This is a genomic window from Paenibacillus durus, from assembly GCF_000756615.1.
GTDB classification, from domain to species: Bacteria; Bacillota; Bacilli; order Paenibacillales; family Paenibacillaceae; genus Paenibacillus_AQ; species Paenibacillus_AQ durus.
In genome coordinates this window covers 2,622,985-2,648,997 of record NZ_CP009288.1, presented here as the reverse complement: position 1 = coordinate 2,648,997, position 26,013 = coordinate 2,622,985, and the positions used below count along the sequence as shown (strand labels likewise).

Sequence of the window (26,013 nt, the reverse complement as noted above, 5' to 3'; positions counted from 1 at the left end):
ACTTCTTGTCGCTTTATAGGAAAAAAGGGAACAAGAAACCGACATGAAAATCATGAATTATTTTCATTGACTATGTAATGTAACCTATATTAACATAATTAACAAATTGAATTGTTTAAATTTTAATTAAATCCGATTGCGGAATGACTTGACTTGAATACCAGCGGGAGGTCATCTGATGGGTCAAAACGGCAAGCTTTCAACCTGTACATTTGTTCCTGTGCAAATCGGTTTCGAAATGGATACGGAATATTATATAGAGAAATCGGTCAACTACTGTTCCAAGCTGAACCATTCCGTTCTGTACTTCCAATTCAAAATGAATCGGGATTCCGACATCATCCGGGTGCTGCCTGACGGCTGCGTCGATATTCTGTTCGGCTGCGACCCGCTGAGGCCTTACTCGCACGTATGCGGAAGCGTCCTGCAAACCCGGCAGATTCATTTTCAGGCTGGAACCACCTACTTCGGAGTCAGATTCTTGCCGGAGTCAGGCATTAACCGGAAATTGAGTCTGAAAGAAGCGCTGGAAACCGAAATCCCGCTGATGGATCTCGTTAAAGGCAAGCTCGGGATTTACGAGGATATTTTGCGGCATGATGAGTTTCAACTGCGTATCCATTATTTCGAAAAATATTTGCTCGGCACTTTGCTCGACGTCTATCAATCGCCCAATCTTATTGACTACTGCATCAATCAGATCTATCACAGCAAAGGAAACATCACGATCAATCAACTCGCCGACGCAACCGGCTACTCTACGAGATATATCCGCATTAAATTTGAAGACACCCTCGGCATCTCCCCCAAGATGTTCACCCAAATCATACGGTTTCAACACTCGCTCATTATGATGCTGAAGCATAACCTTGAGCCCTTCGAGGTTATTGATGAGCAGGGATATTACGATCAATCCCACTTGATCAAAGAATTCAAGAAATTCAGCAAGTATACGCCTGTTGAAATCAAGGCAAAATGGGATCAGTTCACACTCGATTCCGAGCGAATGACGGTTTCGGTATAAGAAGACCTTTTTTCGGGGGCCGCTTCGAGGAAGTTGCCCGAATCCATGGTATAGTGAACGTACAAAAGAAGCCCTCCTTTGGAATGGTTGCTAGACACTTCCATTTCACTAAGGAACGGCTTCTTTTTGTTCTACAAAATGGAAACAGGGGGCGGTCCCCAAGTCATTTAGGATGACATTTGGGACAGCCCCTTTTACTTCGTACGCGAGATTATGGCAAAGTCCCGGTTATTTCTTGGAACCGCAGCTCGGACCATGGTCCGAATGGCAGCTGGAACCGTGCTTAGGCTTAGACGGAGGTACGTCCAGCGCGGGACTCCGGTCGAAGAAGCCTACCGGCTTCAGCGAAAATCCGATATAAGCCGTCGGCATGACCGGCCAATCCTCCGGCCGTGTGACATGGTGATGGCCCATCGTGTACCATACGACTACATCCGTATTGTCGAGGGACCGATCCTGCTGTACCCAGGAGCTTAAACCCGCTCCACCCGCATGCTGGTTCGGATAGTCGCCGGAAGCGTATTTTTCTTTCGGATTGTACGGCGTGCACCACAGGTGATGCTTCAGAAAGCCAGCGCGCTTGATAAGACTGGAGTTATCGCTGGCAAAGGGAAAGGCGTTCTCGCCCGGGAACAGCTTGTAGCCCACAGGATCGCCCACAGGATTTTTCTTAGCAGGGTTTACAATCTTCCAATAGCGCGAGGAGCGGATATCCATGTCCCGTATGGCTTCGGTTTCTGTCTTCAGCTGGGTTGATACCGGAATAAACCCATTCTCATAAGGATTGTCCGGTCCCGGCGGCATGCTGGACGTATTGACCTCATAGATGGAATTGTCCACGCCGTCGATCATCATATCCATCCGCACGTTGAAGAAATGCTGGTGATGGGCCGCCACCAATTGCGGTGCGATCAGATTGCCGTAAGGCACCCTTTCGCCGGGCTCCAGCGCTTGGGTATGGAGAATTCCCGTTAGCTTGACCTCAAACTGAATCGTTCCATCCTGATAGAAGTACCAGAAAAATCCGTACTCGTAATTTCCCACCGTCGAAATGCTCGACAGCACGAGCCGCCTGGATCGGCGGACTTCGACCTGCCCCGTTCTCCAATCCGTATGCTTCCACAGAATGCCAAAGTCTTCTTCATGCAGACAGACCGCATTTTTGATCACGACTGCATTTCCTTCGCCGTCTACGAGATTCGCGTTAAAATACCGGATTTCGCCCAGACAGTCACATCCCAGCTCCAGTGAGTTGGCCAGCGCGCCAATGCCATATTCACCCGCGTCAAAGGCGTTGTTGCGGTTAACCGGATTGGTCGGGTCCCCGTAAGGCACCACCATTTCCGATAGCGAAGCGCGGTACAGGATCGGGCGGTATACATCCTTGTCCCAGTAGCTCACCGTATGTAGTACCAAGCCTTCGCGGCTCGTGAAGCCGAAGCGGATTTTCCATTTTTGCCAGCTAATTTCATGCCCGTTGGTCGTAAAGCTCGGCCCTTCGGGCTGAACAATTTCAAGCGGCTTCAGGTCGGTTCGAAGCGGACCTACCTTATCCGGGGTATAATTGCCGTCCAGCGGCGGCAGTGGAACGGGGCCTTTGTCAACAATCTTCATGACTTGCAGCCGGTTCAGGTCAAAGATCGCATACAGACCGGATAAAGGCCGCGCATAGCCATTGTCGTAATCCGAAGTTTTGTAGTAGCAGATCGCGCGGACGAGACGAACCCCGATTTCTTCCTCGATTCCGAAATTTCCCGCCGACCAAGGGTCCACCATGATCCGGGCAAAATCCGTGATCCCGCGCTTACGAAATGCCTCCTGCATCTCCGGATGCTCTTTGACGATTCGTTGGCAGGCCTCAAATTCCTCCAGCAGAATCCCGGGCTGCATACCAGGAACATGCGTCCATGACTTCACTTTATTGCCCGATAAGGATACGATGGCTTCGAACGTCTGGTTCTTTTTATAGTTGAAAACAATACAGAACGCTTCCCGCTCAAAGGAATCGCCAGGGCTCCACCGTAGCACCAGTTCCTTCGAAGGCTCCAGCAGGTTAACGCTTGCGAACCGGCAGAACTCGTCCAAATCCTTCTCCGCCCTCAAAATGTGAACAGCGGCTGTAATCTCTTCCGCGGTCAAAGGCTCCAAGGGATGATTGCTTGTCGAAATGATCATACGTTTCACTGCTCCTCTTTTTACGAATTTGGCATGATAGGTGAACCGCTAACGATTACATCTTATTGAAGTTTGAGCGGCTTGTATTGGAAATAACGGAAAGGAGAGCGGACTTGGCGCTATTTTAACGCAAAGAAAAAAGCCGTCAAAAACACGAAAATGGGAAAACATATTAATTTTTTTGATATGAAGTGAGAACAATTAATGGTTTACTGCATCTTAGAAGCAGAACAAGCGGAAAGGAGGATAAAAAATGGATGCTAAAGAACTGGAGCTTAGCAAAATACAGGATGTATTAAGAGGAAATAAAGAATCATACGCTTTCCTGGTAGACAAATATAAAAATAAAGTATACGGTCTGCTTCTAAAAATGGGCGCCTCTCCTTGTTACTGCTAACCCATAATGACCGGAGGTTGACGGTGTAAGCTGTCCTGCTATTGACGGCCATGCTGTCCGCAGTAGGATAGAAAAGCAGGGAGAATCATGACAATTCTCCCTGGATCACGCGCTTTACCATATGGTCGTCCACAATCCGGTGCTTGTTCTGTGCGCCGTAGATCAACGCGTGGGTACAGAGCTTGTTCACCAGCCGGGCGGCTCCGCTGGAAAAACGGTAGATTTCATCCATCGCCGCCTCCGTAAACAGTTCATGCTCGGCACCTGCTGCACTCAGATGCCTCTTCATATAGGCCCCCACTTCCGCCCGGTCCATATGCGGAAGATAACACTGCATATCAATTCGCTGGCGGATCGCCGCATAGGCTTGCAGCCCCAGCCGGTCCCACAGTTCGCTTTGCCCCACCAGAATCAGGGCCATCGGACTCTGTGAATCCATTTTCAGATTTAGTAGAAATCGCAGTTCCTCCAGCATCTCCCGGTCCAGCAGATGGGCTTCATCGACCACGACCACGGGCTGTAGCCGGTGAATCCCACGCATGAGTTCAATCTCCCGGTGTAACTGCCGTTTTGCATCCCCCCGGTAAAATTTCGACTCACAGCCGAGCTGCTCCAGCAGCCCTTTGTAGAAGTGGCGCGGGGTCAGTTTCGAATCGGACAGGTAGAGTAGCTTAAAGCGCGCCTCGTCCAGTTCCTTGGCTAACCGCCGGATCGTAGTCGTTTTCCCGGTCCCGCAGTCCCCTGTGAGCACGGCAAACCACTGGCGTTCCGCGACATAGGCCAGACGCCCGAGCATTTCTTCCTGCGACGCAGACGCATATAACTCGTCTACCGCAAGATCTCTGGAGAACGGAGCACGGTGCAACTCGTAGAAGGACTCAAACATGGCCATCCTCCGCCTGCACTCTGCGGTACGTCACCGCAGGTGCTTCCCGCTGTTTGCGCTGCTGGTGTCGCTGCTCTGCCGCCTCCAGCAGTCTCGACGTGTCGGTCATAGATGCGCCCAGGTGCTCCGGCAACGCCGGACGGGTTCCCGCCCGCTGACCGATTTCCATCTCGCGCACCCGCCACGGCGCTCGTCCCTCATACTCAATCGTCAGTTCCGTGGGGTCTGCCGGGTCATAAACCACCTCGACCGTACAGCCAATGACCGTCAGGCCCACTTCGTACTTTCGGTTCATGAAGCTAATGCAGCCCGACTTGTCGACCTTCCGCTTTTCACTATGCAAGAACGCGTCCGCCAAGGTATCCGGGTCCATGAACCGCAGCGCTTTCTTGTCACTCCGAAACGCCGTTTCCGGGCTTTGCTTGTCCGGCAGGGCGGAGTGGGGCTTGTGCTGGTAGCACTCCGAGAGCCATACCTCGAAGCGCTCATTCAACTGCTCGAGTGTCTTCGGCTTCTCCAAGGCGACTTCGCTCAGAAACGAATCGACGATTTGGTTAAACCGTTCGACCTTGCCTTTGGATTCAGGCGAGTAGGGCTTCGCATAGAGCAGCCGGGTTCCGAGCTTGGAACATATCCGGGTCATGGCTTGGGTACGGTACTGCTTGCCGTTGTCAAAATAGACCGCTTCTGGTACCCCATACTTCTGGATCGCTTGGCGAAACGCCGATTCGACCAGCCGCTGGTCCATGACCGGCACAAACTCCCCATGCAGAATAAACCTTGTAGCGTCGTCAATGAACACGACCAGATACACCTGTTTCATCGTCCCGCTTTCGCCAAGGGGCAAATACGGTCCGTATTTGAGGTCTGACTGCCACAGCTGGTTCCGGTGGCGCTGCTGGAAGCGTCTGGCGGCAACCCCGGATTCGGCGTACATCCGCAGATGGCGCGAGCTGTAGCCACAGGCAGTCAGTCTCTCCTGCAGGGTACTACGCTTAATTTGGCCCGGCGAAATCCGCCCTTCCCATTCTAAAATCTGAATGAGCTGTGCGACGCTGCGGCCGGGGACCTCCCGGCGCAAGAGAATCGCTTGCTCGAGCACGGCGGTAGGAAGAATCTCTTCGGAGGGCTGCCGCCCTTTGCCTTTGGGCTTCAGGCCGGTAAATCCTTCGCTCCGGTAACTCGCCAAATACCGGCGCAAGGTACGTTCGGAGAGTCCGGTTTGCTTACAAATCTGCGCTTTCATCTCCCGGGCTTTGGCCGGGTCCAGCCCTTCGGCAAGCAGGGGAGCGAGAAGCTGCATCCGCTCTGCGGCGAGGGCTTCGGCTTTCTTTTGGTCTTTCATGGGTCGGTAAACTCCTTCCTGAAATGAACTCAAGGAGAGTCTACCGTAGAGCCGGGGCGGACAGATAGGCAAAACGGGTATGTACCCACAAATGAGCGTTTGCGACGGGGCGGACAAGTCTGGCCAGCCAGCCGGGTCCTTGCTGACGAAAGGCGGGGGCGGAGGTCATACGCAGGTGATCCGAAGCTTCGGGGGACCCGGGAGCGAGGCCGGACATCCGAGCCTCCAGCGCCTGCAGAACGAGGATGAAGTAGATAGAGAGCACGCGAAACCAGACCTTCCAACGCCGTAACGTAGAGGTTTCCGCGCAGGCGGTCACGGACGCCTCCGGCTCCGTGACCGCCTGTTCGATACAACGGGAATCGTACCGTTTATAGGGAATGAGTAGATCCGGGAGCTCATGGTGAATCCTGCGGCATCCCACACACCGGAGTCTGCGAATCACCAGTTGGCGCAGCTCACCACCCCCACCCCGGACCTTCCGCTCCCGGCTACCGATAATCTCCAGGTTCTCTGTGCAGCACGGGCAGGGCACCTCCTCCGCACCCCTGACGAAAAACACCAGGGATCTTTTCAACCAGCGCATACTCTGTTACAATGACCATGTCTAATGATGAAGGATATTTCCGGTGCGGCCTGTGCTAGCAGGCATACACGCGATGGAAGTATCCTTTTTCCTTTGCTAGAATACGGTCATTATATCTGGCAACTTCCGGACAGGCAATCCCGCCAGCTTCGCGGCGTTATGCTTTAGCAGAAACATCTCCTGAAGACGCTCAAGATATGACACAGGAAATTTTTATAACAGCTTATCGTAAGCTGGGGCACCATCATACAGACCGAAGCTTTGCAGGATGGATTTACACCATTGCTATTCATATCTTCCAAGAAAAATTCAGGGGGAGAAAAAAACTTATTCATCAAGAAATTCCTGCCGATCTTATGAGCCCGCTCCCTAATCCGGAGAGTGAAGCCATACAACAGGAGACCAGAAACGAACTCTCCCGTATAGTCGATAAGCTTCCAAGCAACTACAGATTAATGCTAATGCTGAGATATACAAATGACCTGACCTATGAAGAAATAGAACAAATAACGGGATTCAGTATGAACCAAATCAGAAACGGATTACATCGGGCTAAAAAAAGACTTCAAAAGATGCTTACAAAGGAAGGAGTTGACTTTAATGAAATGCTGGAGCACTGTACAGATGGAAGAATCTCTTATAAACAGGCACCTGAATAAGCTGGAGAAGCATATTGAGAACTGTCCATCTTGTTTAGCTCGTTACGAACAGCTGCTGCAAGAACAATCCGAATGGTCCGGCGCCTTGTTTCAGGCATCATTACCTGCTTCATTCACCAATCAAGTCTTGGAAGCTCTGCAAGAAACAGAGATAGAACCAGTTGAAGAGGCGGTACATAAAAATATGATTTTCCCTGAAAAACCTTCTCGCCGGAAATACAGAAATTTACAACGATGGGCTGCTGCCGCGGCGATTCTACTTATTCTGTCCGGGTCACTAATCTATGCAAATCCATCAATCGCGGAAATTGTTCGATCCATGTTTTCGTCTGACGCCGAACTGGACCCTGGACTGGAGCAGTCCAAAAAATTAGGTCTCATTCAAGATCCAGACATCGATATCAGAAGTCACGGCTACAGAATTCAAGTGAACGAGGTTTCAGCAGACGCGGCTAGACTCACAATAGCAGTAAAGGTCACCGATCGGTTTGGCAAACCGGTTCTACAAGGATTTAATTGGGAACAAATCAGCGTTAAGGATGAACAAGGGAATGAAATTGGCTTAGGGAGATTTGGAAGCGGAAATAGCAGCGTAGATGTTTTTACCTATATTTATAAAGGAGAACTTACTTCTCCAACAATTACTGTAGAGAGCCGCATTGATAAGATCAAAGGAACAAAAGGGAACTGGAAATTTTCTTTCCCGGTAGACTTGACCAGAGCCGACTCTTTAACTACTGTAGATGAGCTCAATCAACACTATGTTACTCCAGAAGGCCTGAATATCCAAATGAACAAACTGACCCATACTCCGAGCGGAGTGAAACTAGAACTTACTACATCGCTAAGCCAACAAGCAAGAAATAACGTTCCTGCTAATAGGGAAGAGATGCAGAAACTAATGTTTCATTTTGAAGATGAACAAGGAAATATAATATCGCAAGTTAATGAAATGCACTCGATTTCTATGTTAGCGGGAGAAACATCCAAACGTACGGAACAAGGGATCCACTGGGTGTATACCTTTATTGATCTGCCTTACGATTCACAGCGCATTAAGATGGTTCTGGACGGATATTCCATCCCTGAGAAGAGTGAGGGTTCCGTAGTCATTTATCCATCAAAGCTGAACAAAGAAAATGCCGTATTTAGCAATTCAGGCGATAAAGTATGGTTTGAAGCCTTTAAGGTTATTCAGGATCCTGATCAACAAGCAGCGATAGCGGCTGGAGTTACCAAGAATCAAGAAACGAAATCGGCTGGAGTAATCAAAATTAAGGGTGAATACGTGAATATGGCCAATCCAGCGGTCGAGCAATGGCAAGCCATTGATGATAAAGGCAATAAATACCCCGTAGAGTTTCGCGGGAGTATTGATCTTGGTACGAAAGTTCAGGATGGAAATTTTATCATCAAAGGATTATCCTGCATGCCGACGAAACTTACGTTGATTCGTAGTATTGTTGGTCGGTATTACTCAGATGTTCAATGGTCTTTTGACCTCCCGAAAGGCAGACCAATCCCCGGACTTGAGAATAACGAACCCATTAAATATTGGGAAGATATTTTACCTGTCCGTTAATATTGTAAGGCTGCTGTGTCTCCACGGCAGCCTATTCATGTTTATTATTGAACCATCGTTTCCCTCTTTGAATATCAGTATTCGGTATCGGATATTAGGCAGTGAGATACTGACAACCTTAGTGATGAAACAACCGAGTGTTGGAGAACGCCATCACCATACCATATTCGTTACACGCGTTAATCACCTTATTATCCCTAATTGAGCCGCCTGGTTGGACAATGTATTTCACACCGCTTTTTTGGGCGCGATCGATATTGTCCCTTTGAGGGAAAAATGCATCAGAACCAATGGAGACGCCATCTAAATTCTTCAGCCAATCGTTTTTTTCTTCCTGGGTGAGTCTTTTTGGAATATTTACGAAGACATCTCCCCAATCCTTCATTTCCTCAGCTGTTGTATTGTTCCCCAGGAACTGATCAATTGAAATATCTTTTTCTGTTCTCGAAACGCCTTCCTTAAACTGTAAGTTCAACACCGCTGGATGCTGACGAAGGAACCAGAGGTCCGCTTTTTCTCCAGCGAGACGAGTACAATGAATTCTGGACTGCTGCCCAGCTCCACATCCAATAACCTGACCATTTAAGGCATAACAAACTGAATTGGACTGTGTATATTTTAAAGTTATCATTGAAACAATCAAATCGCGGACAGCTTCATCAGGCAGATTCTTATTTTCAGTTACAATATTATGTAATAAATCCGTACTGGGGATTAGGTTATTCCGGTGCTGCTCAAAAACAATTCCATAAATTTTTCTTGTATCTAAGGCATCAGGTTCATAGTCCGGATCTATTTTAATAATATTGAAGCTGCCTTTGCGCTTTTCTTTAAGAATTTTCAAGGCTTCCTCGGAATAATCAGGGGCAATGATACCGTCTGATACTTCCTTTTTGATCAGCAAAGCAGTTGACTCATCTACCTTGTCGCTTAGAGCGATCCAATCTCCAAAAGAAGAAATTCTGTCCGCACCTCTAGCCCTGGCATACGCAGCAGCTAACGGACTTAATTCCATATCCTCAACAAAGTAAGCCTTCTTTAGATTTTCATCAAGTGGCAGCCCTATTCCAGTACCTGCTGGGCTCACATGCTTGAAGGAAGCTGCCGCAGGGAGTTTCAAGGTAATCTTGAGCTCCTTAACCAACTGCCAAGAATTAATCGCATCCATAAAATTGATGTATCCCGGATTCCCGTTTAATACTTCAATAGGCAATTGACCTGTTTCGGAAAAAATCCTTGACGGCTTTTGGTATGGATTAATTCCATATTTCAAAATAATTTCTTTTTGCTTCATTATCTTGTCCTCCTGTCAAAAAATACTTACATATATTTCTATATATCATATTTCTCAATACTCGGCTTGTCCAGGTATGAAAAAAATGAATAACAAAAAAGCTCTAATAGCGTTGTATTATATTTTCACAGTCTGGTGAATATATCTAGAATGACGAATGTGACTTACTAAAGTTTATATACTTGTCATCATTTTAAGGAGGAGTTTTTCTGTGACAACAGAAGTCGTAAGCGCTTGCATTCGTGATATACAGAAACACCGCTTCCAGGACGGTTCCGGTACCCAAACGGTCGTCCACTTAAAGGGCTGTCCTATGTACTGCACTTGGTGCCCCAATCCGGAGCTCCGCAATCCCGGAGTCAGGCTGGTATGGGACCCGGTTAGAGCCAGACATTTCGAGGACGGACGGATTTATTCCGTTCAGGAGGTATTGGAGCTGTGTCTTGGCAATCCTGATTCCTCAGAAAAGATAGCAAAGGGAGTTATGTTGACTGGCGGAGAGGCCATGATGCAGCATTCCTTTGTCTATGAACTGCTATCACGTCTAAAGGAACGGGGAATGCATACCGCAGTTGAGACTACCGGATATGTAATAGAAAGTCAATTTACCAAACTGCTCCCCTTGATCGATCATCTGATCTTCTACGTAAAACACTATGAACGTGAAACGCATAGAAAAATAACCGGAGTTTACAATGATCTAATTATTGAAAATTTGCGGAACGCTCTCTCCAGTCCAAGCGAGGTTGAAGTTCGGCTTACCCTTATTCCCGGTTTGAACGACCGTCCGGAAGATGTAGAGGGATTCTCTAGTCTGTTCCAGCATATAGGTGTAAAGCAGGCCCAGCTTCCTCCCTTTATCACCCAGGCAGCTCCGTCAGGGCGGCACAATGCTCCAGACAACGCTTCACCGTTATCCGAGGTAGAACTAACCGCGTATCAGGACGCCTTTCAGTCTCATCATCTGGATTGCTCCTAATGAACAATATCTCAGAAGGAGTGCTTTAAACGGGCTGGCGCTGCCAGTTCTTTTTTAGGTAAAGGAGACAATCCCCTGAAAAGGAGATTGTCTTTTTCCTTATTTAGTCCGGCTCGGAGGCGCCATAAATTCCGGGCCAACCGGTTCCTTCACGGTTTCTTGGATAATACGATCGATTTCTGCCAAAGCACTTTGATCCAGTGACCAGCCCATGACTTCATCCACCGGGGTCAATTGCTCAGGCTTCCGCGCTCCCCAGAGGGCGATGCCGGCGCCAGGTTGAGCCAGAATCCACCGGACAGCCAGATGAATCACGCGCTTTCCATAATTTTGCTGAGCAAATTGATCGAGTTTCTGCACGGCGTCAAGATACTGCCCGAAACGCGGGGCTTGGAACTTCGGATCTACTTTGCGCAGATCGTCGCCCGTAAATTCCGCACCTGCCTTCATGCGGCCGCTTAATAGACCTCGGCACAAGCTCCCATAAAGCAATGTAGTGATTTGATGTTCCACGCAATAAGGCAATACGTCCTTTTCAATTTCACGCTCGAACAAATTATAGGGAGGCTGGTCCGTATGCAGCGGCGCGACCTTTCGGAATTCTTCCATCTGAGCGGTTGTGAAATTACTAACGCCAACAGCTCGGATTTTCCCCTGCTCTAATAATTTCCGCATCGTTTCCGCTGTTTCTTCTATAGGAACTAACGGGTCCGGCCAATGGATTTGATAAATATCAATATAATCGGTTTTCAGACGCTGAAGAGAGTCGTCGACTTCTTTCAGGATGCGTTGTTTTGTTGCGTTACGGTGGACATTGCCATCAACCCACTCCAGCGCCGCCTTGGTCGCGATCAAGATGCGATCCCGTTTCCCATAGGATTGAATCGCTTGTCCAACAACTTCCTCAGAATGGCCAAAACCGTATACGGGCGCCGTATCGATCACATTAATTCCACGATCCAATGCAGCATGAATGGTACGAATGGACTCCGCATCATCACTTCCGCCCCACATCCAGCCGCCGATTGCCCAAGTGCCCAAACCAATTCGCGAGGCTTGAAGTCCGGTATCGGATACCTGTACAAATTCCACTTTGTCTTCATCCTTTCTGTGAGTTGAATGGGAAAGTTAACCAAAAGACCTAACCGGGTCATTATAACACATACGAAATAGGCCATCATCTAATCCGATGAAATTTAAACAAAACAACTGATAAAAGTAGTTGTGAACAAAAAATCTATTGGATATTGTGTAATTGAGCTCAATGTATGCGCAACCAATTTTGGAAGAATTTTTATTTGAGGCCATTTTTCTCAGGGTAAGGAGTGTTAAAGCTTGAATCAAGTTTCTGAAGCTGTTATAGAAAATCAGAAGGATACCCCGCAAGAGCGCCGCTTTATGCTGTATTTGTGGGTCGTATCCTATCTTCGGCCTTACGCGGGTCAACTTACGGTGATCGTATTGTGCGGACTGATTGCCGCCGCGGGAGAATTGGTGATCCCGAAGATGATCGAACATTTGGTCGACAACATCATTCCGGCCAAAAATAAAAGCGCTTTTACAAGCATGCTACTCCTGCTCATTGGAATCGTGGCACTATCCGTGTGCGCTTCCCTGCTGCGCAATCTGCTTCAAAGAGCGGCCGGAAGCAAAGCCGCGCGCGACCTGCAGTTCTCCGTGCTTCAGAAGCTGCGGAAGCTTGGCTTTTCCTACTATGAACAGCGTCCCGTAGGCGAAATGCTCTCCTTGATGAACAATCAGGTGCACGCGGTGCAGGAGCTGTACACCAGCTTTTTTCCCGATATGCTGGAGCTGGCCCTGTTCGTTATTCTTGCTGTTTCCGTCATGGTGTCGGGCAGTCTCAAGCTAACCTTGGTTGCCGTCCCCTTCTTCCTGATCTACTATGCTGTAGGACCGAGCCTTGATCGAAAGACGACGAAGTGGAATGAACGCATGAATGAACAACGGATGGACTATAACCGCAAAATTCATGAATCGGTGTCAGGCATCCGCGACTTTCGGGCTTTTTCCGCAGAGGATTGGGATTTGCAGCGTGGGCTCCGGCTGTATCAGACCGTCACGGACACCACCTTGAAATGGGTATTCTTCATACATACCCGCTGGAGCATCCGAAGGGTGTTCTTCGACGCTGGAGCGGTCGCGCTGTTCGTCTTCGGTTATTGGTTTATCCGGAATCAGACGTTAACTGTAGGCGCTTTCCTTTCCTTTTTCCTCATCTACTCTGTCGTCATGTTCAAATTATCCATGCTGATCGGCAATCTTGCGCAGCAAGGGATGATGCTGGAGCAGGCCAATCCGATTCGCAGGTTGATGCTGCTGAAGCCCCTTGTAGAGGAACCGGAGCATCCCATTCCCTTAGGAACGATAAACGGCCAAATCACTTTCAAAGGCGTGGGTTTCCACTACCCGAATCGCCCGCCGGTCATCAGAGATTTCACGCTGGACATCCGGCCCGGGGAGCGGTTAGCCATTGTCGGCACAAGCGGCAACGGAAAATCGACCTTACTCAAGCTGATTGACCGCTTCTATGATCCTCAGGAAGGCACGATCGAGCTGGATGGCGTACCCATCACCCGGATTTCTTTTCAAGATTTAAGAGGCAGCATTGGTTATGTCTTTCAGGAATCGTATCTGTTTGGCTTCTCCGTCAGAGAGAACATTCGCTTTGGACGGCCGGAGGCGTCGGACGAAGAGATTGAGCAGGCCGCAAAAGCTGCTATGGCACATGAATTCATCCTTCAGCTTCCGCAGGGCTATGACACTTTGGTCGGCGACCGCGGCATGAAGCTGTCTGGCGGACAGAAGCAAAGAATCGCAATTGCCCGCATGCTGATCTCAAATCCGAAAATCGTTCTGCTCGATGAAGCAACTTCCGCGCTGGATAACGTATCCGAGGCAGAGGTCAAGACGGCGCTGGATCGCCTCTTTGAAGGCCGTACGATGATCGCCGTCGCCCACCGGTTATCGACTATCAAGGATTTTGACCGGATTGTGGTCATGGACGAGGGGACAATCGCAGAGACCGGTACCTATGAAGAGTTGATGGCCCGGGAAGGCATCTTCTATAATCTGGCCCAGGGACAGGATCAGACTGCCGCAATTACCGTTGATTCGGAGGTTACGCTATGAAATATATCAAATGGATATGGAATCATCTCATGATGATCAGAAGCGGCTTTCAGCTGGCCATCGTCCTGCTCATTCTGGAAAGTTTCTTCGGCGTCGCTTCCGTCTACGTGCAAAAATACATCATCGACGATCTCTTCATGCAGCAAAAGTTTGAGCTTCTGCCCGTTCTGCTTAGTGTTTACGCCGTTATTTTCATCTGTAGTGCCATCCTGTTCGTCGCCACCCCGTATACGTTTGTCCGAAACGAATATATCATTACGAAAATCATGACCAAAAACATGTTCAGCCGGTTGTTCCGCTTTCCCATCTCCATTTTCCAAAAGGAGCGTGCCGCCAGGTTTGTCCAGAACCTGAACAGCGATGTGCTGGATACCGGCTCACTGGTCAGCTACCTTACACCCACCGGGATCAGGAGTTTGTTCGAAGCGCTCATCATGCTTGCCATTGTCGGCTACTCGAGCATTTGGGTCATGGTGTGCGTCCTGGCCGTGTGCTTGTTGTATATTGGAAATGCCTGTTTCTTTGCGAAAAGGATCAAGAGCGCGGCGGCCGTCGTGCTGGAAAAACGGACCGATCTGACCGTTCATCTGGAGGAAGGAATATCCTCGACACGGGAGGTCGTTGCGTTTCACAGAACCGAGTGGGAATCGAACCGCTATCAAGCCTTGTTTAAAAAATATTTTGACGCGATCCTTCAGGAAGGACGGACCGTCAACCTCCAGATGCTGTTCAGCGCGCCATTGCGCTGGGGAGTTGCTGTAGCGGTTGTGGCTGTAGGCGGTTATCAGCTAATAGAGGGCAAACTGAGCATAGGGACCTTCGTAGTTGTCTTGCAGCTGGTGCTGCAGATTATGGAGAAATTCGATTGGCTGTTTGGTTACGTCATGATGATGATCGCGCGATTCGCTTTAATCGACCGCATCGAAGCTTTCAATGAGATGCCGCAAATCGACAACGGGACGAAACCGCTTAGCGGCGAGGTTCAATCCATCCATTTCCGGAACGTCAGCTTCGCTTATGAGGATAAAAATATACTTAACGGCCTTACCGCCGTCCTTCCTGTCGGAAAGAAAATCGCGTTCGTCGGAGCAAGCGGCGGCGGCAAATCGACGGTAGCCCAGCTCCTCACCCGCTTCTACAATCCAAGCGAAGGTGAAATTCTCGTGAACGGCATTCCGCTTACCGATATTCGGCGCCAGGACTGGATGAGCCGAATTGCGATCGTATTCCAGGAGCCTTACCTGCTCGCCGACACGATCAGGCAGAACCTGTTGTTCGGACGGGAAGATACGGAGGAACAGCTTATCGTTGTGCTGCAGGACGCACAGCTGCTGGATACGGTGATGAAGCTGCCGAAAAAGCTAGATGAAACCATTGGGGAACGGGGCATTCAGCTCTCCGGAGGCCAGCGTCAACGTCTTGCCTTGGCAAGGGCGATGCTGAGAGATCCCGATATTCTCATCCTGGATGAAGCCACATCCGCCCTTGATATGGAGACGGAAAGGAAAGTACAGCAGCTGCTGGATGACAAGCGTTCGGGACGGACGACGATCATCATTGCGCATCGGTTGTCCACGGTAATGAATGCCGACATCATCTTCGTCATGAAAGATGGGCAGGTCGTCGAGGAAGGCACGCATGAGGAGCTTCTGCGTGAAGGCGATCTTTATCCAGAGCTGGTTCGAACCTTTGAAAGAGAAGCGAAAGACTTGGTAAGCGCATAAGAATCATTGCCGGGACAGTTTCATCAGCGTTTTGCTCTTTTCAGCTATTGTGTGCCTCCAAAACAAGAAAAAACAGACCTGATAGAGGGTTTCCTCATCAGGTCTGTTCGTCTATGATCTTACAGCCCTTCTGATCAATAAAATTTCATTTGTTCATAGTCCATTTCACCCATATACTTTTCGACAAGTTGCAGCCGCTCCCGGCTCATCCCCTGTAGGCACCGGACAAATTGCATTTGCCACTCCATCTCATATTCTTTCTCCAGTAACAGAATAGACGGCAAATCCCAAGACTCGCTTCGCAGCTCTTCATAGAATACGATTTTCGCCAAAATAGCCAGCTCCATATCGCCAAACGCATGAAAGAGCGCATCATACTCCTCCCCATACAAGCAGTCGGATTCAAGCATATCGAGAAAGTCATGGAAGGAATGAAAGCTCGATAAGATCAGCCTCACTTTGTCCTCCTTCCGCTCACAGGCCATAATCTCATCCAGCCGTCTTCTTAACTCTACATCGCTCATTCTGTCCTCTTCGCCCAAGAAAAGGACCATGGACTTCACTTCCGCCTCCCGCTCTGTAATAATGACAGCCCTTAAGCTGTCGTGCTTAGCGGCATTCGCCACTCGCTGCACGAGGTCTTCCTTGCACCCGTCCATGTACTCCTTCAATTGCGGATGAATCGGCAATTCTTGCTGAAGCTTTTCCATCGCATTTCCGATGACGGACCTGATTAGCGGTTCATTAAGGCTCATGAATTGCTGTTCCAGCCGTTTATATTGACTCTCGGAAATCCTGATTTCATCGGCATCTCCCCCTGATAAAACCGAGAAAATCGCCTGATTCAGCACCAGTTCATATATATTGAACAGCTCGATCCGGTAGTTAAACCTGCATTCCCTTCCGTAGTGGGCCAGCAAATCCAGCAGCTCCCGCTGATCGAACATCCTGCAAAATTCGGTCTCCAGCTTCAGCCGCTCCAAATACTGCTTCATATAAAAAACACCCTGTAGCCGCATGTCATCGATAGCCAGCGGGTAATCGATACTCGCCATCGTATTGTGGGCATCAAAGACGATGCCGTATTTTCTAAGAAAAACAGGCAGGGACTCATCGATGGTCAGGTTATAGGCGTCGACCGGAACCTCCAGCTTGTTAGCCATAATTCCCTTATACAGCTGCTTGGTTTCTTCCAAGCATTGACTGACCTTTTCCACGCCTCGTTCATAGATTTGCCGAATATCAACCGTTTTGAGACAGGTGATCGCCATCTCCGGCTCCTCAAAGCTGAACAGATGCGCATCGGCCGCATACATGATGGAGGTCAGGAGGCTTTCGGCGGTTTCCGTGGTGACCGAGGTGCTTTCGCCCCGGGTGTATCTTTGGATCAGCTCCTGCAAAATTTGCATGAACGTATTTTGTATACGCATCATTTCCCGGCTCGTCAGCAGTTCCGCCCGCAAGCCTTCGTTCATTAAGGAGATCGTATATTGGCTTCGCTGCAGCCGGGAATTGCGAATGCCCCCCTGAACGGTCAGCTCCCGCCCGCTACCCCGTTGTTCAGATCCCATAATCCTCTTCTCCTTCCAATAAAGATAACGACTCGTTCTTTTGCAATTCTCTTCGGAATTCTTCGGCCCATTCTTCGAGCCTGCTTTTAAGTAAGCCCAGCGAGCCCTCGCAATCCTCTTCGAACATTTCCTTCATCCTGTGAATGAGCTTCATGTCGCTGACCCGGTCTTCGGTTTCATTTTTCAGATCATAAAAAATCTCATGCAGCTCATTCAGCGTATCCGCATAGTTCTCCTGCTGAATGAACGAGGACGCCGAGAATACCTCGATAAGCGCCTTGGTCACTTCGATGCTCAATTCCACCCGCCCATAGCTGTGCAGGACCTCGTTTCTCGCCGCCATCATCAGCTCAACATCCCGAGGGGTCAGGATCAGGCCGTATTCTTTGGTCTTCTCGTTTAACTCCAGCAATTCGTTCATATAATGTTCCTGCATAGACATGTTCAGGGAGTTGAAAATACGGGCTAAATACATGCCGTTATCCTCCTTCTTCTGCTTCTCGCTTGCCATAAATTTTTCTTAAAAAAATCTAAAAAATGTTGAATTTTTATTTGTTTCATGGTATAATATTTTTTTTATTTTTGATCATTCTATATTTTATCACTATCTTCAACGATGTCAATTGAAGCTGATGGCAAAACAGTTGTTTACATAGAAAAAGGTTGGGCAGAAGAATTCTGACCCAACCTTTTTTTGTGCTCATCCGCAGTCCTGTGCTGAAACGAAGCAATTAACGAACTGGCGATCTCATAACCAAACTTATTTTATCAGGGGATGCGAATAAGATTGTGAAGGAAAAAAAGCAGCTGGCACAATCTGCAAATGCGATTTTTTCAGAGGTTTTCCCTGAGGAGGAGAAATCCTTTCAGAGCAAAGGGATTCGAGTTTTTCATTCCGATCACTTTTTAAGCGGGTCCGTGTCTACTCATTCGTTGGAGAGACGGGCTTTTTTAATTTTATTCGTAGACAAAGGAGGTCTGCTGAGCAGACCTCCTTTGTTTCCGAACTTTATTATTTAATTTTTGTATAATCCGGCTGATTCAGCGTTTCAACCGGTTCTTTTGGTTCTTTAGTTCCTTTATAGTTCTGTTCAATTAATCCGAGAACATTATAAGAGTACCACTCATTCTGAAATTGAACATTTTTAAACGGAGCACGGTCGATTGTTGCAATGGCAAAATGACCATCCTTACTATCTTTCTCAGCCATAATTTCCCCAAGACCATTAATAATAGCTGATCTCCCAACAGAAGGCATAATCACCCAGGCACCGGAATTTACAGCATAATAAGCAGAATTAGTCATATCCATGTGATACTTTTCCCACCATATTCCTTTGCTACTATTATAAGGCCAAGAAGCAATATGAATATTTTCTGCTTGGGCCATCATGTTGAAGGTCATCATCGGTTTCTGATGCTCACCACAAGAAAGCTGACCAATTCGTCCCAATGGAGTATTCACTACATTTTGATTATCTTTCATTGGCGCGTCAGAGAAATAGTTTCGTTCATCACCCGAAGGATTGATTTTACTTCTTTTGTCAATGACTTTCCCATTTGGATCGATAAGGACCTGCGACATATAAAGATGCTTGTCTTTCGTCTTCTCGGAAAAGCTCATAGCAAGATAGACATTATTAACATCTGCAATTTTTAATAAGGCCTTCCATTCCTTGCTTCCCACTTCAATCGAATTGTCTACATATTTTTGGAAAGGTTTAGGCTGCTTCCCTTTTAAACCATTTGGACTTCCATTCATAAACCCTGGAAGCCAAAGTTCAGGGAAGGCGACTAATGTTGCACCGGCACGCTTAGCTTCTTTTGTGATGATATCTGCTTTTTTCAACCCGGCTTGCAAATCATAATTTACGGATTCAGCATTTACAGCCGCCACTTTAATAGGCGATGTATCAACAAGCTTATCATTCTGGAATGGATTGCTTTGAGCAGCAGATACCGTTTCAGGTTTGTTTATAACATCTACAGCACCTATTACTGTAGCTGCCGCTAAACAACCTGCCATCATTGTTCCAACCATCTTTTTCCAACCGTTCTTCATCCTTATTACCCCTTTTCATCAGATTTTATTTTCTGTTCTAGAAATGTTAGACTTTATGACATTGATTGCTGGCGGCTCTACCAAATTTCTTTATCCCCCCCGGATATGATAGATTATCTAACAAGATAATCATATATCCGATGCTATCCCTCTCCCACTCCAAAACCGATTTGTAAATGCTCTAAACCGGACCTTTTGGAATCGATCGTAAAAAAATGACCCAAACCTAAAAAACCGGGTTCGGGTCATTGATAATGTTTACTTATTTTGTTTTGCCCATTCGTCAAGCTGTCTTTGTTTTTCCGTTATAATCTTGTCGATTCCAGCTGCTCTCAGCTTAGAAATAAACTCGGGCAGCACTTTATCAGGGTCGAGTGATCCTGTTCCCAATCCCAGAGCATATTGGTTAATTACGTTTGAAACGGCGGTAATTTCCCTTTTAACCGGTGTTTGGTCCATCGTAAAACCTAGCGCTTTAGATCTTGTGGCGTTTGTGTTGTATTCTTTCATTTTCTCCCAGAGTTTCGGATCTTCTCCTTCAAACACATAGGATAGAGTTTCGTTGCCAAACAGGAAATTTAAATTCAAACTATATCGATTGTTCGAGTCATTGATTCCATCAGGGAACTTGATTACGTTATCCGATACTTTCACATAGTGCTTACCCTCGATACCCCAATCCAGCAAGTTAACTAATTCTTTGTCCGTATACATAAGATCAAGTAATTTAATCGCCTCTACAGGATGTTTGGATTCTGCAGGTATTCCCCACATCAGCGTTCCTAACTTGTCAGAGGCCGTGTATGGTTTAGTCATTGGCACTGGTGTCATTTGCTTGCCAGTTTGCTTTAGTGCCTCCATTTCGATACCGGGCTTTATATTACTGGCATATGCAAACACCCGATCATTTCTCACAAGATCGTACGTGATTTCTTTATAAGTCGCGGCATCCTTGAGAATATACCCGGCTTGAAACCATTTATGATACAATTCAACCCGTTGTTTATACTCTGGGGTTTCGTACAGGTTAACAACATGCAGGTTATCACCGTAATTCATCAGAACACCCAAACCATTGCCCAACGTGTCCCAATTGGAGAGGGTGCTTACGAAATCTTCGTCCGGGACATGTGGTGCCAAAGGAATCAGATCCGATTCTTTTTCGTGAATCAGAGCCAACACTTTTTCAACATCTTCAACCGTTTTTAGCTTGCTTGCATCAATGTTATATTTTTGAAGCAAATCTGTTCGCATCATAAAACCAGATTGACCGGCCATTTCCCTTAAAGATGGAATACCATATATATTTCCTCGGATCTGACCCGCACTAAGCCAAGCAGGATCCATCACTTTCCTAATCCCATTCCCATACTGTTTGATCAAATCATTTAACGGGAGCAGCTGGCCTTTGGCTACTTGGGAGGTAAAACTGAAGACAGGAGTTGTGCCGGTCACGATCAAATCGAGACTTTCACCGCCCGTTAACATCAAGTTCATCTGCTGCTGCCAAGCGCTAAATCCAATTAGAAGGAACTTCACCTTAATATTAAGCTTTTTTTTCGTAATTTTGTTTACTTCTTCCTCAACAAGACCCAAATCCTGCGGAACCGAACCAAAATAATGAAAGGCCATTGTTAATTCCACAAGCTCCTGTCCGGCATCTCCACCACCTGAGTTCATATCAGCTGCTTTATCCTTGGAATTTCTGCAAGCCGTCAACAAAATCAGAAACACCAAACACATCCACCCAAATTTCTTCATAAACCCCTCCCCCTGTATTAGAGGTTATTTAACTTTTTTAGCTTGTAATCTTTTGGATGTTTCCCGATACTTGATAGGATTAAAACCCGTTCTGTTCTTAAACATTTGCGAAAATTTCGAAAAGTTCATATAATCTAAGTGAGCCGCAACGGCGCTGATTGGCATATCGGTCTTGGCAAGCAGTTCTTGGGCTATGTTCACCCGTTCATTTAGAATAAAATCGTTAATTGTAACACCGGTACTTTTCTTAAAAACTCTTGCCAAATAATCGGGGTTAAGAAACACATGGCCTGCGATACTTTCCCGTGTCAGCTCTTTATTGATATTCCTTAATATATACTCCTTTGTTCTCTCGACAACGGATTGAGCTTCTTCAATTGTCCCCAAGAAACTCATTGCTTTATTGATGATATGGCGAATCCAGTCAATCATATCCGCCAGGGATCGATTGGCCTTCTTGGATAAAGCTAAAGACTGCTCGTCACTAAGCAGCTGACGCGCCATTACCCCTTTCTCCGTTAGCAGATAGTAGATCATTTGCAGGAAATCATGGTGGAAGTGAGTTAGGTTCTCAACATTCATTGCGGAGAGCTCAACCAAGCCATTCAAATAATGGATTGCTTCTTGTATGACTTCCTCCACAGCGTTGCCGAGGAGCATGGCCGACCAAAGCTGCATATTAGGCGGTACTAACTGCTGATTTGCCGGTTTGAATGAATTGAAGTGAATTACCCTGTTATAGTAGGCTACGTTATTCTCTTCCAACCCCTTAAGATTCTTGACCATTTCAGCTAAGTTGCGTGGAACGACGTCTTCTCCCAAATAAATACACAGATCACATTTATAATAACGATGGCAATCACCTATAAATCGCTCACAGGATTTCAATAGTTGACGAATGGCTGGTTTCGCATCCGAGGTGGCCGGCACAATGGCTAAAAATTCATCTGTTCCTAAGGAGAGAAGTACGCTATTTTCCTGAATCGAATTCACAAAAAATTCCGCAGCATTCCTTATGGCTGCTTTCATAGCTTGCTCCCCGGCATGGTTTACTTCACTATGCCATCTCTGGAAGACGATTAGTATCGGGACAACCGCATCATGAAGTGGAATATTCCGCTCTATAGCCGCCCGTGAAATAGCGTCCGAATCCGGTTCAATATTCTGATTAAGCACATCCAGCCAGAACCGCTCAATAAGCAAGGGCTGATTCTGGAACCAGTAATGCCCATAAATACTAAGCTGCGCTTGCGCTTGATCTTCATGCAGCTTTTCTATGGCTTTCTTTACAATTGCCTCCAGTTCATGGGGAGGAACCGGCTTTAAGATATAATCCAAGCTATTGAGTTGAACCGCTTTTTTGGCATATTCAAAATCGGCATGGCAGGTTAATATCACCGAAACCGTTCCGGGGTAATTGTTGTTTACCCAATCCAAGAGCTCAAGTCCGGACCCGGAAGGCATTTCAATATCGCATAACATCACATCAACCGGTTGCTTGAGAAAAATTTCTTTAGCCTGATTTATGTTATAGGCGCTATGAATTTGGCTAATGTGCAATTTATCACGGTTCAGGACACTTATTATTCCCGCTACTGCCAGTTTCTCATCATCCACTATCAACAATGATGTCATCTTACTCACCTCTCAAGTGATTGTGATCCAGGATTGGGATGGTGATTGTCACAACGGCTCCCGATGGATCCTTATTCTCGAACAAAAGGGAAGCTTGTCCATTGTACAATAACTCCACCCTGCGCTGTGCGTTCCAAATGCCGATATGCTCTCCCATCTCATCGACAACCGGTTTTCCCTCACGGATCGCCTGAAGGACGTTTCCTGGGAAGCCAATCCCGTTATCCTGAACAGTCATTTGAAGCCATGGCACATGCTCGAAATAAACAAATTGACTTGAAATGGATAAATGGATCGGTTTGTCGCTGGAGATGGCATATTTAAACGTATTTTCCACAAAGGTTTGAATCAAGATTGGCGGCACAGGGACATGAAGCGCAAAGTCCGGAATCTCGATCTCCCACGAGAAGCTTCCCGGGAAACGCAATTCTTGAATCCGAATATAATTCTTGACGTGATGCAGCTCATCGTTAAGCGGTACAAAAGCTTGGTTGCTGCGCAGCATAAAGCGGAAATATTGAACCAGACAAAGTGTGAATTCCTGAATTAACTTATAGTCCTTTATGTGGGATAAGTTATAGATAATATTCAAAGTATTCATTAAAAAATGCGGATTGACTTGCAGCTGGAGCCTCTGAAGTTCTATCTGCTGCTTGCTCAGTTGTTCTTCATAGACGCTAATACGAAGCTCTTGAATTTGGGTAATCATACGGTTGAACGTTTCGTTTACTACCAGAAATTCGTCTGAAGTATCAAACGACTCAATTCTGGCTTTCATATCGCCTTCCCGAATACGCTTCATCGCCTTGAGAATGTGATTTAAAGGTGCCAAAACGACCTTCTGTAAGAGCAGCAACACGACGGATAGGGCAATCAGAAAGGATATCATAATAAAAGCGGAAAGCCTTCCGACATTGGGCAGATTTTCCCGTATTTGACTATCCGGAATAAGTGCGATTAAACTGAAAGCGCCGTTTGATGAAGGACTGCCAACGACCAGATATTTTACCGGATTACCTGACAGATAATAAGAACCCAGTTTCCGGGAGAGATCAACACCATTCTCGTTCAACCACGAAAATTTGTGCATTGGCTCTCCGCTTGTGGTCGCAAATAATGATTTTCCGTTTTCCCCTAGAATGACCAAATTAAACTGTTTCAGGAGATTATCCGCTTTGATCCACGTACCCAGGAGCATATCCCCTGATTCCAAAATATAGAGAAGATAATATTGTCCGCCGATTTGACGAACCGCCCATTGTTTCGGGAATAATTCATTGATATCGGAACCCTTCGGTTTTAAAGCCGAAATGTAATCCCGAACTTGCTGCCTTTCCGGATATGAAGTTTTCTCGCTATCGAAGACCTCTATAAATTCCTGATTGGTGATGGAATACGCAAACAGCATATCGGTGAGCAGATTCGGGTCATTCTCCTTCTCCAAGGTTTGAGACAGCCGTGTCTTTGCCATTTGATATTGATCTCCGCTCGTTTCATCCATCATGATCGTTAAATCTTCGTCTTGGGCCATCAAACTCTTCAAAGTAAACTCCAAATTATCAAGCCGGCTGTCAATATGCTCCATATAGACTGACACAAATTCCCGGTTAGTCTCTGCTACCTCTTGCCGAACAACCTGCATGGCCTGGTAATTGTTATAAATCAGAAGCCCGCTCAAAGGAATTAAAACGACCAGTATACAAATAATTAGTTTAAAGGCAATGGAGTTTTTAGTTAAATGAAAGCCGCTTAATCTCATTAACAAAACGATCCTTTCCCGTTTCCCAAGAAAACATCCGATTAAATTATGTTAGATATTTTGACACAATATAGTACACGTTATTATAGCTGACTTTATTGCAAAGTCAATCTTAACTCAATAGTTAATTAACTCCAATCGAGTGCAGGGATTTTAGCAAAAAAAGACAGCCTTGGAGTGTAATAATCCCCAGGCTGCCTACTTTGATTTTTGTACTTGGGTTATACAGCAACCCGCTTAGATTGAGCAACACGATTTCTTTTCCCTCCGAGAAAATAATTACTGCTTAGCGCCAATAAAATAAAACCTACCGTCGTAACGACGATACCGGACCAATGAAAATGTCTCCACAGGATTCCAGGAATCCACGCCCCGAGGCTCCCCCCTAAATAAACGAAGCACTGGTACAAGGAAGTGGCCGCACCCTTGGAGTGAGTGACAACATCCGTAATATAGGCGGTGGCTGAAGATTGGGAACAAAATTGGCCTAAAGTCAGTATCGATGCACCTAAAATAAGCGTATATGGAGAAGGAATCAACGTAACCAATATCGCTGTAGCTCCTACAAGATGTCCGGCGGCAATCGTTGCTCTCCGGCCAAACCGGTTCGAGACCATCCCCGTAATCAGCGAAGATACAATGCCCCAAATATACGTTAGATAGAGAAGCGAGGTTTGGGCGACGGAATAATGAAAAGGCGCTTGACTGGCGTAGAAAGGCAAGTAATTGAAGAATCCGACAAAAGCGAAAAAATGAGAAAATCCAATAAAGAAAATGGAAAGCAAAGGTAGATTTTTGAAATGATCCGTGAAGTTTTGTTTACCGCTTTTCACCTGCCCAGTCGATTCCGACAAAAAGAAATAAATCAAGAGACTAACCAGTGTTGTCATAACCGTTGTTACAAAAAAGAACCATTCCCAATTGAAATGTTCCGTAATCAATCCGCATAATACCCGTCCCAGAAGTCCTCCTGCCAAGGTGGCACTAACGTAGGTGGCCAGCACCATCCCTTTTTTCTTAATGGGAAATTCCTCAGCCGCATAGGTCATCAGGATCGTCGTTACTCCGGTGATCAAGGTTCCCTGAACAAATCGAAACACAAGCAGCCAACTGAACGAATGGGTAAAAAATAAGGCCAGGCTTGGGATGATCAGCAGAAGGTTTGAGACTAGGATCACTTTTTTACGGTCCCATTTATCCGAAAATACAGCCAAAAACAGCGATGAAAACACAATGCCGAGTATGGTTAACGAAATCGACAAACTGGCCGTTGAAATCGATATGCCAAATTCCCGCATGAATAATGGAAGAATGGGCTGTGGACCGTAAATAATGATGAAAGCGTTGGTCACGGACAGAAAAATAATGAGCAATCTCATGAAAAAGGACACTTCCTTCTTTTGGTCTAAAATTCATTCTTAAAT

20 protein-coding genes are annotated in these 26,013 nt (G+C 46.8%); 7 read left to right on the top strand and 13 right to left on the bottom strand.

Features of this window, described 5'->3' with window-relative positions; all coding sequences use genetic code 11:
• The first annotated feature begins 178 nt into the window (after window positions 1-178).
• The gene (locus PDUR_RS11220) at window positions 179-1,024 is read left to right on the top strand and encodes a helix-turn-helix domain-containing protein (RefSeq protein WP_052410181.1); all 846 of its coding nucleotides are present in this window, start codon (window positions 179-181) and stop codon (window positions 1,022-1,024) included.
• A gap of 228 nt (window positions 1,025-1,252) precedes the next feature.
• Here PDUR_RS11220 and PDUR_RS11215 read toward each other — a convergent pair whose 3' ends face one another.
• Complete coding sequence (locus PDUR_RS11215; protein ID WP_042206338.1) at window positions 1,253-3,199, bottom strand: primary-amine oxidase; 1,947 nt, start codon at window positions 3,197-3,199, stop codon at window positions 1,253-1,255.
• A 253-nt stretch (window positions 3,200-3,452) separates the two neighbouring features.
• Here PDUR_RS11215 and PDUR_RS28750 point away from each other — a divergent pair, with 253 nt between their 5' ends.
• Window positions 3,453-3,596 (top strand): hypothetical protein, encoded by a 144-nt coding sequence (locus PDUR_RS28750; protein ID WP_156130427.1) that lies wholly within the window; start codon window positions 3,453-3,455, stop codon window positions 3,594-3,596.
• A gap of 85 nt (window positions 3,597-3,681) precedes the next feature.
• On the opposite strand, the gene PDUR_RS11210 is transcribed toward PDUR_RS28750, so the two are convergent.
• Genes PDUR_RS11210 through PDUR_RS11200 form a run of 3 tightly spaced genes read right to left on the bottom strand, consistent with a single transcriptional unit; the run spans window position 3,682 to window position 6,404 of the window.
• Complete coding sequence (locus PDUR_RS11210; protein WP_042205200.1) at window positions 3,682-4,482, bottom strand: ExeA family protein; 801 nt, start codon at window positions 4,480-4,482, stop codon at window positions 3,682-3,684.
• Complete coding sequence (locus tag PDUR_RS11205) at window positions 4,475-5,827, bottom strand: DDE-type integrase/transposase/recombinase (RefSeq protein WP_042205201.1); 1,353 nt, start codon at window positions 5,825-5,827, stop codon at window positions 4,475-4,477. The genes PDUR_RS11210 and PDUR_RS11205 overlap by 8 nt, the downstream gene beginning before the upstream one ends.
• A gap of 40 nt (window positions 5,828-5,867) precedes the next feature.
• Entirely contained in the window at window positions 5,868-6,404 is a 537-nt protein-coding gene (locus PDUR_RS11200; RefSeq protein WP_156130276.1) for a DUF6431 domain-containing protein, read from the bottom strand.
• 110 nt (window positions 6,405-6,514) lie between these two features.
• On the opposite strand from PDUR_RS11200, the gene PDUR_RS11195 reads away from it, so the two are divergent.
• Complete coding sequence (locus PDUR_RS11195; protein WP_330217264.1) at window positions 6,515-7,072, top strand: RNA polymerase sigma factor; 558 nt, start codon at window positions 6,515-6,517, stop codon at window positions 7,070-7,072.
• A complete protein-coding gene (locus tag PDUR_RS11190; protein WP_042206337.1) occupies window positions 7,038-8,654 on the top strand; it encodes a DUF4179 domain-containing protein in 1,617 nt (538 codons plus the stop codon). Before PDUR_RS11195 ends, PDUR_RS11190 begins: the two co-directional genes overlap by 35 nt.
• A gap of 118 nt (window positions 8,655-8,772) precedes the next feature.
• Here the strand turns inward: PDUR_RS11190 and PDUR_RS11185 are convergent, their stop codons facing one another.
• On the bottom strand, window positions 8,773-9,948 hold the full coding sequence (locus tag PDUR_RS11185) for a phosphoribosylaminoimidazolecarboxamide formyltransferase (protein ID WP_042206336.1): 1,176 nt from the start codon (window positions 9,946-9,948) through the stop codon (window positions 8,773-8,775).
• Between the two features lie 211 nt (window positions 9,949-10,159).
• Here PDUR_RS11185 and PDUR_RS11180 point away from each other — a divergent pair, with 211 nt between their 5' ends.
• Complete coding sequence (locus tag PDUR_RS11180) at window positions 10,160-10,927, top strand: radical SAM protein (RefSeq protein ID WP_052410179.1); 768 nt, start codon at window positions 10,160-10,162, stop codon at window positions 10,925-10,927.
• 99 nt (window positions 10,928-11,026) lie between these two features.
• Here the strand turns inward: PDUR_RS11180 and PDUR_RS11175 are convergent, their stop codons facing one another.
• Window positions 11,027-12,019 (bottom strand): aldo/keto reductase, encoded by a 993-nt coding sequence (locus tag PDUR_RS11175; RefSeq protein ID WP_042206335.1) that lies wholly within the window; start codon window positions 12,017-12,019, stop codon window positions 11,027-11,029.
• Window positions 12,020-12,262: 243 nt separating this feature from the next.
• Between PDUR_RS11175 and PDUR_RS11170 the strand changes: the two genes are divergently transcribed.
• Both PDUR_RS11170 and PDUR_RS11165 read left to right on the top strand, forming a co-directional pair.
• Complete coding sequence (locus tag PDUR_RS11170) at window positions 12,263-14,077, top strand: ABC transporter ATP-binding protein (RefSeq protein ID WP_042206334.1); 1,815 nt, start codon at window positions 12,263-12,265, stop codon at window positions 14,075-14,077.
• Complete coding sequence (locus PDUR_RS11165; RefSeq protein WP_042206333.1) at window positions 14,074-15,801, top strand: ABC transporter ATP-binding protein; 1,728 nt, start codon at window positions 14,074-14,076, stop codon at window positions 15,799-15,801. Before PDUR_RS11170 ends, PDUR_RS11165 begins: the two co-directional genes overlap by 4 nt.
• 134 nt (window positions 15,802-15,935) lie before the next feature.
• Here the strand turns inward: PDUR_RS11165 and PDUR_RS11160 are convergent, their stop codons facing one another.
• From PDUR_RS11160 to PDUR_RS11125, 7 genes are all read right to left on the bottom strand, one after another.
• Window positions 15,936-17,372: a DUF6179 domain-containing protein gene (locus PDUR_RS11160; RefSeq protein ID WP_042206332.1), complete on the bottom strand. Its 1,437-nt coding sequence runs from the start codon at window positions 17,370-17,372 to the stop codon at window positions 15,936-15,938.
• On the bottom strand, window positions 17,362-17,847 hold the full coding sequence (locus PDUR_RS11155; protein ID WP_042206331.1) for a DUF6323 family protein: 486 nt from the start codon (window positions 17,845-17,847) through the stop codon (window positions 17,362-17,364). The genes PDUR_RS11160 and PDUR_RS11155 overlap by 11 nt, the downstream gene beginning before the upstream one ends.
• A gap of 537 nt (window positions 17,848-18,384) precedes the next feature.
• Window positions 18,385-19,434 carry a nitrilase-related carbon-nitrogen hydrolase gene (locus PDUR_RS27260; RefSeq protein ID WP_052410178.1) on the bottom strand — a complete coding sequence of 350 codons (1,050 nt, stop codon included), beginning with the start codon at window positions 19,432-19,434 and terminating at the stop codon, window positions 18,385-18,387.
• Window positions 19,435-19,692: 258 nt separating this feature from the next.
• Window positions 19,693-21,195 carry an ABC transporter substrate-binding protein gene (locus PDUR_RS11140; RefSeq protein WP_042206329.1) on the bottom strand — a complete coding sequence of 501 codons (1,503 nt, stop codon included), beginning with the start codon at window positions 21,193-21,195 and terminating at the stop codon, window positions 19,693-19,695.
• 24 nt (window positions 21,196-21,219) lie between these two features.
• Window positions 21,220-22,830, bottom strand: coding sequence for a response regulator (locus PDUR_RS11135; protein WP_042206328.1), 1,611 nt, complete (start codon window positions 22,828-22,830; stop codon window positions 21,220-21,222).
• 1 nt (window position 22,831) lies between these two features.
• Window positions 22,832-24,589 carry a sensor histidine kinase gene (locus PDUR_RS11130; RefSeq protein WP_042206327.1) on the bottom strand — a complete coding sequence of 586 codons (1,758 nt, stop codon included), beginning with the start codon at window positions 24,587-24,589 and terminating at the stop codon, window positions 22,832-22,834.
• A gap of 221 nt (window positions 24,590-24,810) precedes the next feature.
• Window positions 24,811-25,968, bottom strand: coding sequence for an MFS transporter (locus PDUR_RS11125; protein ID WP_042206326.1), 1,158 nt, complete (start codon window positions 25,966-25,968; stop codon window positions 24,811-24,813).
• Window positions 25,969-26,013: the final 45 nt, after the last annotated feature.